The organism is Humidisolicoccus flavus (genome assembly GCF_045689595.1).
Taxonomy (GTDB): Bacteria; Actinomycetota; Actinomycetes; order Actinomycetales; family Microbacteriaceae; genus Humidisolicoccus; species Humidisolicoccus flavus.
In genome coordinates this window covers 1,995,423-2,006,711 of record NZ_CP142724.1, presented here as the reverse complement: position 1 = coordinate 2,006,711, position 11,289 = coordinate 1,995,423, and the positions used below count along the sequence as shown (strand labels likewise).

At 62.0% G+C, this 11,289-nt stretch carries 7 protein-coding genes; 1 reads left to right on the top strand and 6 read right to left on the bottom strand.

Annotation, left to right across the window (positions count from 1 at the left end):
• Positions 1-7 precede the first annotated feature (7 nt).
• From U2H20_RS09575 to U2H20_RS09560, 4 genes are all read right to left on the bottom strand, one after another.
• Entirely contained in the window at positions 8-1,369 is a 1,362-nt protein-coding gene (locus tag U2H20_RS09575; protein ID WP_430592057.1) for a flavin monoamine oxidase family protein, read from the bottom strand.
• Between the two features lie 312 nt (positions 1,370-1,681).
• The gene (locus U2H20_RS09570; protein WP_430592056.1) at positions 1,682-2,197 is read right to left on the bottom strand and encodes an amino-acid N-acetyltransferase; all 516 of its coding nucleotides are present in this window, start codon (positions 2,195-2,197) and stop codon (positions 1,682-1,684) included.
• Between the two features lie 119 nt (positions 2,198-2,316).
• A complete protein-coding gene (locus U2H20_RS09565; RefSeq protein ID WP_430592055.1) occupies positions 2,317-5,010 on the bottom strand; it encodes a 5'-nucleotidase C-terminal domain-containing protein in 2,694 nt (897 codons plus the stop codon).
• Positions 5,011-5,202: 192 nt separating this feature from the next.
• The gene (locus U2H20_RS09560; RefSeq protein WP_430592054.1) at positions 5,203-7,689 is read right to left on the bottom strand and encodes an ATP-dependent Clp protease ATP-binding subunit; all 2,487 of its coding nucleotides are present in this window, start codon (positions 7,687-7,689) and stop codon (positions 5,203-5,205) included.
• A gap of 194 nt (positions 7,690-7,883) precedes the next feature.
• On the opposite strand from U2H20_RS09560, the gene U2H20_RS09555 reads away from it, so the two are divergent.
• Positions 7,884-9,371, top strand: a complete 1,488-nt coding sequence (locus U2H20_RS09555; protein WP_430593628.1) for a CPBP family intramembrane glutamic endopeptidase — start codon at positions 7,884-7,886, stop codon at positions 9,369-9,371.
• A gap of 94 nt (positions 9,372-9,465) precedes the next feature.
• On the opposite strand, the gene U2H20_RS09550 is transcribed toward U2H20_RS09555, so the two are convergent.
• Both U2H20_RS09550 and lysS read right to left on the bottom strand, forming a co-directional pair.
• Positions 9,466-9,732, bottom strand: a complete 267-nt coding sequence (locus U2H20_RS09550) for a hypothetical protein (RefSeq protein ID WP_430592053.1) — start codon at positions 9,730-9,732, stop codon at positions 9,466-9,468.
• Between the two features lie 31 nt (positions 9,733-9,763).
• Positions 9,764-11,266 (bottom strand): lysine--tRNA ligase, encoded by a 1,503-nt coding sequence (lysS, locus tag U2H20_RS09545; protein WP_430592052.1) that lies wholly within the window; start codon positions 11,264-11,266, stop codon positions 9,764-9,766.
• Between the last annotated feature and the right edge of the window lie 23 nt (positions 11,267-11,289).

Genomic DNA, 11,289 nt, shown 5'->3' with positions numbered 1-11,289 from the left:
GCGTCTCCTAGTCTCCGTGCAGTGCGGTGATGATGTCGGCGGCAGCGTCACGCCCGGAACGGATGCCGCCGTCGACGTGCTGGTACCCCTCGGCAGCGAAGTCGCTGCAGGCCCAGTGGATCGGTCCGACCGGCGTGCGCTGGTCGGCGCCGTAACGCGAGAGTCCACCGAGGTCGTAGCTCGCCGCGTAGGCGCCACGAGTCCACTCTTCGGAACCCCAATCGCTCTCGTAATACACGACCGGCTTCAAGGCCTTCGGACCGAAGTAGGCCGCGAGCGATTCGAGAATTTTTGTCTTGCGATCTTCGGCGCTCAACTCAAAGACGCCGTCTGCCTTCAGATCAGAGACGAAACCGACGAGCGTTCCGCGCTCGTCGCCGTGGTTGGTGTTGTCGTATGCCTCGTGCACGATTTGGTACGGGCTGAACGCGGTCCCGGAGAGCCCGTCTTCGCGCCAGAACGGGGTGTCGTACACCGCGTGCACCTTGATCACGAGTCCGAGCGAGAGGTGCTGGTGCATCTGGTGCTGGCGACGCGGCAACGGCGGCTGGAAGTTGATCCGGCTGAACAGGTTCGGGGGCACGGCGACGACAACGCGCTTCGCTTCGACTTCGAGTTCGTCGGTGATCGCGACCACGCCGTGCTCGCTCCATTGGAGCGTGCGCACCGGCTGGTTGAGGTGCACGTCGTCGCCGAGCGTCTCGGCGAGCTTGATCGGGACCTGCTGGAGCCCACCGACGACTCGCTTGTCGAGAATGAAGTCTGCATCGACGAGGTTGGAGAAGCTCCCAGCGGAGGCGGCCATGAGGAACGCTTGGAGTGCGCTCACGGAGTGTGCGGGCTTAGTGAGCATTGCATCGGCTGCGAAGAGCGCGATGTTGTCCCGCGCTTCTTGGTCATCGGTCTGCTGTTCGAGCCAGTGCTTCCAGGAGATCGAGTCGAGTTCGGCCGCGCGCTCGTGCGCCCATGGGGCGGAGACTCCGACCTCAGCAACCAGCTCGTCGATGAGTGCGATGAGGCGTTCCATCTCGGCCGCGGTCTCTGGTGCGACGGGGAAAATCTCTCCGGTGAAGCGCGTGAGGGGTCCGCTCGGGCCGATGTAGACGCTTTCGCCCTCGCGGTACCGCTCGTAAGTTTCGAGGCCGAGCTCGTCGAGCGTTTCAATGAGCGCTGACTGATCCGGCGAGACCCATTGGCCACCGATTTCGAGCATTGCCCCGTCGATGATGTCGGTCCAGAGCCTTCCGCCGACTCGTTCGCGTGCTTCGAGCACTGCGACGGTGAAGCCTTCTCTGCGAAGGCGCGTGGCGGCGGTCAGACCGGCCACGCCAGCTCCGATCACAACTACGTCTTTGGAAATTCGAGGCATCGCGGAGCTCCTATCGGAACCTGCGCCGAAGCCGCATCAGGGAGGAAATCTACCGAGATACGACTTCGGCCGCAGTGACCAAATCAGCACTCTCCCCCACAGAGAGCGCTGAAATCATCATTGCATAAGGAAGAAATCTACGGAATTCGCAAGACGCTGGATTCCTGCTTCCTGCGCACATTTCTTGCGCTGAATAGGACTTGTTCGCGTATTTTGCACGCTCGAGGCGCTTCCAGTAAGCGGCCGTAACCCGCGCGGCCACCGCATGCAATCGAACATCATCTTCGGTGAGCCCTCCCGGGCCACGGAGGCTCAGTCGCTCGAGAGCAGTTTCAGCATTCGGGTGTTGCCGAGCGTGTTCGGCTTCACGTGCGCGAGATCCAAGAACTCCTGGATTCCGCCGTCCGTGGAGCGCAGCAATTGCTGGAACACGTCAGGGTTCACGATCTCTTCGCCCACTGCTTTGAAGCCGTGACGTTCGAAGAACTCGGTCTCGAAGGTCAGGCAGAACAGCTTCTGCAGCCCGAGGCGTTTGGCACGCTCCTCGAGTTCAGCGAGGATCGCGTGTCCGGCCCCGGTGCCGAGTGCATCTTCCGAGACGGCAACCGTGCGGATCTCCCCGAGGTCCTCCCACATCACGTGGAGGGCACCGCACCCGAGCAGCTTGCCCTCGTGCTCGACCACCACGAACTCCTGCACCGCTTCGAAAAGCAGGACGAGTTCTTTGCCGAGCAGGATTCGTCGTCGCACGTACGGTTCGATGAGCTCCTGGAGACCACGAACATCGCTCGTGCGGGCGGATCGGACAGTGAATGCGGCGTTTGGCATTCAACAAGACTACGTCCCCGGAGCCAAAAGGCCCCCGGGGACGGTGTCAATCATTGCGGTGCGAGAAGAGGTACTCCCCTCCTCGCACTGCAGCTCAGTCGTCGAATGACTCGACGAATTTACTCTTCCGTGTCGTCAGCGGTCGCGAGCTTGCGACGGCGTGCGATGAGCACACCACCGAAGATCAGCAGCAGTGCCGCAAGGACACCAGCGCCGATTGCGATCTGCGAACCGGTCTGCGGCAGACCTGCTGCGCCGTCGGTTCCGTCGGTCGGAGCGGGAGCGACAACGCCACCGTCTGATCCGCCGTCACCTGGTGCGCCACCGGCTCCCGGGTCATCCGATGGGTCCGGAGTTCCCGGAGTTCCCGGAGTCTCGGTCTCGCCTGGTTCGCTCGGTCCTGGGACTTCACTCTCTGGCACGACCTGCACTGCGACCCAACCGATGAGCGCGTTCTGCGAGTCCTGCGCGACAAGGCGGTACGCGCCGTCTTCGATTTCGGCTGGAATGTCGAGCAGCACGGTTCCGTCTGCCTCTACGGTGGCCCATTCGGGAGTTCCGTAGATCGCAGTTTCCGAACGGATCCAGAGCGAAACCTGCTGACCGATGTACTCGTCAGGCAGCGTGACCGTGGTCTGCTCGCCTGCACTGAACGTGGTCGGGTTCGCACTGATGACGTTCTCACCCTCAGGGATGATCTGGTCGTTGTCCAGCGGAATCGGCGCGAACGGCGCCTCGCTCGTGACGTTGAGCAGGATCGGCGAAACCGTGCCGCTCTCCGGTGCAACGAGCGTGAATCCTACGAGCGGTGAGGCCGGCGGCGTCAACGCGCGTGCTGCCGACATTTCGTCGGCCTGCGGCTCGAAGATCAGTGCGCCGATGTCTGGAACTGCGAAGGAAACCTCAGCAGTACCGTTGACGACCGGGAACGACTGGATGTTGTTCAGTCCGACGTACAGGTCGAGCACCGTGTTGTCGGGTGCACCGAGCGAGTTGATGTCGAGACCCGAGACCGTGAATTCGATCTCCTGTCCAACTGCAACCGTGCCGGTCGGCAGTTCACTGATTTCCAGCTGACGAACCGAGAAGTCCGGCGACAGCGGCGAGTTCGCGCCGATGTAGTCGATGAATCCGTCGGAGTCGACGATCGCAGCGTCCTTGCGGTTCGTTGCTTCACGGAATGTCGTGAAGTTGTCTCCACCGGAGGCGAGGAACGAAGGAACTGCGACGCGCACGATCTCGTCGGCGGCGATTGGCATGCCGTCGATGAAGATGCTCGTCACTGTGCCGGTCTCGCCAACGCTGTCTTCACCGCGCTCGAAGGTGTACTGGACGTTGTCCGAGAATCCGAGCTGCTGGTACGGACGCTGGGGAACGTTGCCGTTCGCGTCGCGCTGCCACTGCTGCTCGATGACTCGTGCAAGCTGCTCACCGGTGAGGTCGAGCGTCCACAGGTTGTTCGCGAACGGGAGCACCGAAACGGCTTCCATGATCGTCACGACACCGTCTTCACCAACGAGCAATTCGTTGCGGAGTCCGCCCGGGTTGACGATACCGATCTGTGCACCGTCAGCGACGGTCACGTCCTTGTACATGTTCGCAACAAGGGTTCCCATTGCCGAAGGCTTCGAGCGGTCATCGCGAGCACCGTTGTTGAATGCGGTCGTGATGTCTGCGGTGATTTCACCGACGGGCACGCTGCCGGTGATCTGCGCCTGCGCTTCCGCAGCGTTCACGATCTCGTTGACCGCGGCAACACGCGGGTAGGTCGCGATCAGATCTGCAGGCGGCGTGGTCGAACGCGGGTGCTGCACGAGGCGGCTCGCGTCGAACTCGATGGCGTTGGTCTGACGGTCTACGAGGAACGAGACCTGCGAGATCCAGTCCGCGTAGGACGCGCCCTGCACGATCGGACGACCGTTGTTGTCGCTGCCAGCTGGCGCTGGTGCGAGGTAGGAGTAGGTGTTGTGCGTGTGACCGTTGAAGATCACGTCAACGTCGGCAGAGGTCTGGTTGAAGATCTTCGCGAACGCCGGGCTGGTCGTCGTCGCGTTCTGCAATGCAGCCGCCTGAACATCCTGCGGAGCGTTTGCCGGGAGCGAAACCTGTGCGCCCTCGTGGAACTCCGCGACGATCACGTCGGCTTCACCAGAAGCGGTGAGCTGTGCTGCGACCGCGTTGACTGCGTCAACCGGGTCCGAGAACACGACGCCTTCGATGCCGTCTGGGCTGACGAGCGTCGGGGTTTCCTGCGTCACCGCACCGATGACTGCGATGTCAATGCCGTCGACCGTGAAAATTTCGTATGCCTGGCCGACCTGCGCACCGTTGTAGGTGACGTTCGCAGCAAGGTGCGGGAAGTTCGCGTTCGGGATCACGCGCTCAATAAGGTCGGCGATGCCACGGTCGAACTCGTGGTTTCCGACGGCGGAAGCGTTGACTTCGAGTGCATTCAGCACGTCGATCGTCGGCTCGTCCTTCGCGGAGCTCGAGGTGTAGAGCGAAGCGCCGATGCTGTCGCCACCGGAGAGGAGGAGCGTGTGCTCTTCGCCCTCTGCCGCACGAAGCTGCTCGATCGTTCCGGCGAACTTCACGGTGTTGAAGTTGGTCGCGGGACCACCATTCACCAGCCCGTTATCGATTCGACCGTGGAAATCATTGAAGTGCACCAGGTTGACGTAGGCCTGCGTCTCCGGATCGTACCCGGCGGGCGGCGCAGCGCTCGCGGTGAGTACGGTCAGTGGACTAACTACGAGGCCCAAACCAAGGACTGCTGCAATCGTCGCGCCAGAGCGGCGGCGGTTTTTCAGCACGCTATTCCTCCATAGGGGTACGCGCCCCTCCGATGGGGCACTTCTTCGAACCTACTTCGTTCCTATGAATCCGGGCAAGCGTGTCGGGTGAACTCTGGATTACGAACTGAGAATGTCGGACCGCGAGTGCCGCGCACACGACAAAGCCGCTCCCACGATGTGGGAGCGGCTTTGTGAACAATCAGTTGACGCTTACACGCCTGCCGATTCGAGTGGTGCAACCGGTGGCTCCGAGTTCGGAGCTGCGTGCGTGAACACGAACTTCTCGTCGACGAAGTCAACGACCACGTGATCCCCGGCGTTCAGTTCCCCGTGCAGGATCTTCTCGCTGAGCTGGTCTTCGACCTCCTGCTGGACTGCGCGACGCAATGGTCGAGCACCGAGCGCTGGGTCGTAACCGACGTGGATCAGGCGCTTCTTTGCCTCTTCGGTCAACTCGATCGTCATGTCGCGGTCGAGCATGCGGTCTGCGAGACGCTTCACGAACAGGTCGACGATCTGCAGCAGCTCTTCCGGCGTGAGTTGCGGGAACACGATTGTCTCGTCGAGACGGTTCAGGAACTCAGGCTTGAAGCTCTTCTTCAGTTCTTCGTTAACCTTCGAGCGCATGCGGTCGTAGTCGTTCTGCGTCGAGCCCTCGAGCACGAAACCAACCGGACCACCCGAGATGTCACGGGTACCGAGGTTGGTCGTCATGATGATGACCGTGTTCTTGAAGTCGATCACACGACCCTGGCCGTCGGTGAGGCGACCCTCTTCGAGGATCTGCAACAGCGAGTTGAAGATGTCGGGGTGCGCCTTCTCGATCTCGTCGAAAAGCACGACGGAGAACGGCTTGCGACGCACCTTCTCGGTGAGCTGTCCACCCTCGTCGTAGCCGACGAACCCTGGAGGGGCACCGAACAGACGCGAGACCGTGTGCTTCTCGCTGTACTCGGACATGTCGAGCGAGATCAGCGCATCTTCGTCATCGAACAGGAATTCCGCGAGCGCCTTCGCGAGCTCGGTCTTTCCGACACCGGTCGGGCCTGCGAAGATGAACGAACCGGATGGGCGACGCGGGTCTTTCAGGCCTGCGCGCTGACGACGGATCGTCTTCGCGAGCACGGAAATCGCCTGCTCCTGCCCGATCACGCGCTGGTGCAGAGCCTTCTCCATGAAGATGAGTCGAGCGGACTCTTCTTCCGTGAGCTTGAACACCGGGATTCCCGTCGCGTTCGCGAGGACCTCGGCGATGATGCCTTCATCGACGGTGCCGGTTGGGCCGCCGTCGCCACTGCGCCACTTCTTCTCGAGACGGAGGCGTTCGCCGAGCAGGCTCTTCTCCTCATCACGAAGACGTGCCGCGGCTTCGTAGTCCTGGTCCTCGATCGCCTTCTCTTTCGAGGTGCGGACTCCGGCGATCTTCTCGTCGAATTCACGCAGCTCTGGCGGTGCCGACAGGATCGACAAGCGCAGGCGAGCGCCGGCTTCGTCGATGAGGTCGATTGCCTTGTCCGGAAGGAAGCGGTCTTGCACGTAGCGGTCTGCGAGGTTCGCTGCGGCAACGATCGCGCCGTCGGTGATCGTGACCTTGTGGTGCGATTCGTAGCGGTCGCGCAGGCCCTTGAGAATGTTGATCGTGTGCGCGAGGCTCGGCTCGTTCACCTGGATCGACTGGAAGCGGCGCTCGAGTGCGGCGTCTTTCTCGAAGTGCTTGCGGAACTCGTCGAGCGTCGTAGCACCGATCGTCTGCAGTTCACCGCGAGCCAGCAGTGGCTTCAGGATGTTTGCTGCGTCGATCGCACCCTCGGCTGCACCCGCACCAACGAGCGTGTGGATCTCGTCGATGAACGTGATGATGTCACCGCGCGTACGGATCTCCTTCGTGACCTTCTTGAGTCGCTCTTCGAAGTCACCGCGGTACCGGGAGCCAGCGATGAGGCTTCCGAGGTCGAGCGTGTAGACCTGTTTGTCCTTGAGCGTCTCTGGGACTTCACCCTTGACGATCGCCTGCGCGAGCCCTTCAACGACCGCCGTCTTTCCGACACCGGGTTCACCGATGAGGACGGGGTTGTTCTTCGAGCGACGCGAAAGGATCTGCATGACCCGCTCGATCTCTTTTTCGCGACCAATTACGGGATCGAGCTTGCCCTCACGCGCAGCGAGGGTGAGGTTCCGGCCGAACTGGTCGAGAATCTGCGAGCCCTTGGCGTCGGATGACTGCGCGGCGTCACCGCCGACCGCGGTCTGCTCCTTGCCCTGGAATCCGGAGAGCAGCTGGTTGACCGTCTGGCGGACCCGGTTGAGGTCAGCGCCGAGCTTGACGAGCACCTGTGCTGCAACGCCTTCGCCCTCACGAATGAGTCCGAGCAGGACGTGCTCCGTGCCGATGTAGTTGTGACCCAACTGCAGCGCTTCGCGAAGGCTCAGTTCGAGCACCTTCTTCGCGCGCGGCGTGAAAGGAATGTGGCTGTTGGATTGCTGGGAACCCGTGCCGATAATGTCTTGGACTTGCTCGCGAACCGCATCGAGAGAGATGCCGAGCGACTCGAGAGCCTTTGCTGCCACACCTTCACCCTCGTGGATCAGTCCAAGAAGGATGTGCTCCGTGCCGATGTAGTTGTGGTTGAGCATCTTGGCTTCTTCTTGCGCCAGCACCACCACGCGCCGTGCCCGGTCGGTAAACCGTTCGAACATCTTCAGGCCTCCTTCTGAACGTTCTTCAACATCGATGCTAACCACGCGGAGTGCCCGATAGTCCCGTGTTCGCCGTCGGCGTGGAGAGCGAGAGCCGTTTTGACCCATCACAAACGTCGGTTTGGTGTGACCAAGTTCTCGCTGGCGGGGATGTCGGGAAATCTCAAGGGTTCACCCCGTACCCTGAGAACGTGATGAGTGAGAATCCGAACCAAAACGAGAACCCGCTCCCCCAGCAATCATCTGGCGATGCCGGGCATGACGGTCGTGGGCAACGGAGCGTTCCAGCGCCTTCGAGCTACGTCGCACCGCCCGCTCAGCCGGGCGTTCCCGGAGGCCCGGCCCACGGTTCGGTTCCGAACATTCAGTACAGCGCGAATAGCCAATACGGCGCGAATAGCCAGCACGGCCAGGGCGACCAAACTGGCCAGCAGGCTTCACCGGATGCCTACGGCCAGCAGCAGTACGGCCAGCAGCAGTACGGCCAGCAGCAGTACGGCCAGGGCAACCAGTACGGTCAGCAGCAATACGGCCAGCCCTACTCCGGCCAGTATGCGCAGCCGTACCCGACGCAGCAATACGGCACACCAGCTCCGCAACCCTCCTACGGCGAGAACCCGTACGGTCAGGCCGCGCAATCGGGCTACTTCTCGAACCCCGCGGGATACAACCCCTATGCGCCGCAGGAACCCGTTCCGGGCAAGGGCGGCGTCCCCATGCCGATGCCGTTCGCAGGGCTCTGGTTCTCGAACCTGACCCGTCCGCTTCATAAGCGTGTCGGCCGATTCTTCATCGCCGCCGCGATCGTCGCCTCTGTGTTCGGTATCGGACAGCTCATCACGATCGCGCTCATGGGCCCGATCATCATGGGCTCGATGGACAGCACGCTCGATCCCGAGAGCGTCCTCTCGACGATCCTCGAAAATCCTTTCGGCTTCTTGGCACTCAACCTCGCTTGGGGTGTCATGATCCCCGGCTCGATCCTTGCGATGAGCGCGTACGGCGACAAACTCCTCGGATTCGCCACGAGCGTCGTCGGCAAGTTCCGCTGGCGACTCGCGGGTAAATCAGCACTCGTGATCGCCCCGCTCTTCATGCTCTTCATCGGCTCGACATTCGCGCGTGACAACACGATCGAGTGGGTGTGGGATCCGAACTGGCTGCTGTTGATCGTCATCCTGATCAGCACACCGTTGCAATGCGCAGGCGAGGAATACACCTTCCGCGGCTGGATGACCCAGTCGATCGGCGGATGGTTCAGCAATCCGATCGCAGGTGTCGTGGTCTCCGGGCTCGTCACCGGCGCGATTTTCGGCGCGCTCCACGGCCACACCGCGATCTCCGCGACGCTGCAGCTGATGTGCGTCGGCTGGGTCTGCTCGGCGCTGACCTGGCGCACGGGTGGTCTCGAAGCGGCGATTGTGCTGCACACCTGCAACAACCTGTTCATCATGGTCCCGATGGCGCTCTTCGGCGGTTTCGGCGGCCTGTTCGTGACCGAGGCCGAGGTCGGTGAGGACTGGCTCGGATTCGGAATCGCGTTCTTGACGTTTGCGATCAGCTACGCGCTCGTCCATGTCCTGACGAGCAAGGAGATTCGCGTCACCAGCGGCGTCGATGGCGCGAAGTATCTCACCAAGCGTCCGCAGTTCCAGGCGGCACAGCCCTGGATGAACGCGTAGGCCGCGACGGCTCAGAAGCGGAACGATCGAAGATCCGGTCCGCACACAGAAGGGGCGGTGCCAATTGGCACCGCCCCTTCTGTGTGTTCGAAATCTATGCGCGTGACTCAGGCTCGTCGACCTGATCGTCGTCCTCCGAGCTCTGCCTGCTCACGGCTGCCTGTGCAGCAGCCTTGCTCTGCTTTTTCGTGAGCGGTGGAAGACCAGCACGCTCACGCTCTTCGGCCTCGATCTGCGCGTACACGCGCCGCTGCGTGCGGTCAGCGTGAATGATCGAGCGGATCACGAGCCAAAAGATGAGTCCGAGAATGATCGTCGGAACGAGCGAGAAGATCGCGTTTCCCCAGAAAGACTCAGGCATGGCTCAATCGTACCGCTCGTTGGCCCAACAGCTACTTCACGAGGGGGAAGAGCACCGTCTCGCGGACGCCACGACCGGTGAGCGCCATCAGCAGTCGATCGATGCCCATACCCATGCCGCCGGCGGGCGGCATACCGTGTTCGAGTGCGGTCAGGAAGTCTTCGTCAAGCGGCATCGCTTCGTCGTCGCCTCGAGCAGCGAGCTGCGCTTGCGCGACAAAACGTTCGCGCTGGACGACCGGGTCGTTGAGCTCGGAATAGCCCGTGCCCAATTCGAATCCGCGAACGTAGAGGTCCCACTTCTCGACGACGCCTGGCTTCGAGCGGTGCGACTTCGTCAGTGGTGACGTGTCGACCGGGAAGTCGATCACGAACGTCGGGCGGTCGAGGCCCGGCTTCACGTAGTGTTCCCAGAGCTCTTCGATGAGCTTGCCGTGCGTTGGCTGCGACACTTCGATCTCCAGCTCCGCCGCCCACGCGAGCAACTCCTCAAGCTCGGTGTCGACGGTGACATCGCGACCACTGGCCTCCGCGAGCGATTCGTACATCGGCACCTTCGCCCATTCACCGCCGAAATCGTACTCCGAGCCATCGGCCAAGATGACCGTCGTTGTGCCGAAGGCGGCCAGTGCCGCGTTCTGGATGAGTTCTTGCGTCAGCTCCGCGATCTGCAGGTAGTCACCGTACGCCTGGTATGCCTCGAGCATGGCGAACTCCGGGCTGTGCGTCGAGTCGGCTCCCTCGTTGCGGAAGTTGCGGTTGATCTCGAAGACGCGATCGAGCCCTCCGACGAGCGCGCGCTTGAGGTACAGCTCCGGAGCAATTCGGAGGTAGAGGTCGGTGTCGAATGCGTTCGAGTTGGTCACGAAGGGTCGAGCCGCGGCACCACCGTGCATGCGCTGCAGCATCGGTGTCTCGAGCTCGATGTAGCCGTGGTTCGTGAATGTCGCGCGAAGCGAGGCGTTGACCGCGGCCCTCGCAACCACCATGTGTCGTGCTTCATCACGCACGATCAGGTCGAGGTAGCGCTGACGCATCCGCGTCTCGTCGCTCAATTCCGAGTGCAGGTTCGGCAGTGGAAGCAACGCCTTCGCGGCGATCGACCAGTCGCTCACCATGATCGAGAGTTCGCCTCGTCGGCTCGAGATGACACGGCCCTGTACGAAGACATGATCGCCGAGGTCGACGAGTTCTTTCCAGCGCTGCAGCGACTCTTCGCCGACCTCACCGAACGAAACCATTGCCTGAATGCGAGCGCCATCGCCGCTCTGCAGGACGGCGAAACACAGCTTCCCCGTGTTTCGCAGGTGCACCATGCGCCCAGCGATCCCGACGACGTCTTCGGTCTCGTCGCCCGCGACGAGCGCGGCGTGGCGAGCGCGAACATCAGCGATCGCATCGGTGACCGGCACCGAAATCGGGAACGCTTCGACGCCCTCGTCGAGCAACCGCGAACGCTTGCTCAGTCGAACTGCCTTTTGCTCAGAAACTTCAGCGTCGGTCAGTGCCTGGGTCTCTTGCTCGCTCATAGTCATTCCTGTGAAAGTTGGTGGGAAAA

Coding starts and splice junctions, on each gene's coding strand:
- U2H20_RS09555 (WP_430593628.1), top strand. CDS start 7,884: ATGAGTGAGAATCCGAACCAAAACGAGAACCCGCTCCCCCAGCAATCA.
- U2H20_RS09550 (WP_430592053.1), bottom strand. CDS start 9,732: ATGCCTGAGTCTTTCTGGGGAAACGCGATCTTCTCGCTCGTTCCGACG.
- lysS (WP_430592052.1), bottom strand. CDS start 11,266: ATGACTATGAGCGAGCAAGAGACCCAGGCACTGACCGACGCTGAAGTT.
- U2H20_RS09560 (WP_430592054.1), bottom strand. CDS start 7,689: ATGTTCGAACGGTTTACCGACCGGGCACGGCGCGTGGTGGTGCTGGCG.
- U2H20_RS09570 (WP_430592056.1), bottom strand. CDS start 2,197: ATGCCAAACGCCGCATTCACTGTCCGATCCGCCCGCACGAGCGATGTT.
- U2H20_RS09575 (WP_430592057.1), bottom strand. CDS start 1,369: ATGCCTCGAATTTCCAAAGACGTAGTTGTGATCGGAGCTGGCGTGGCC.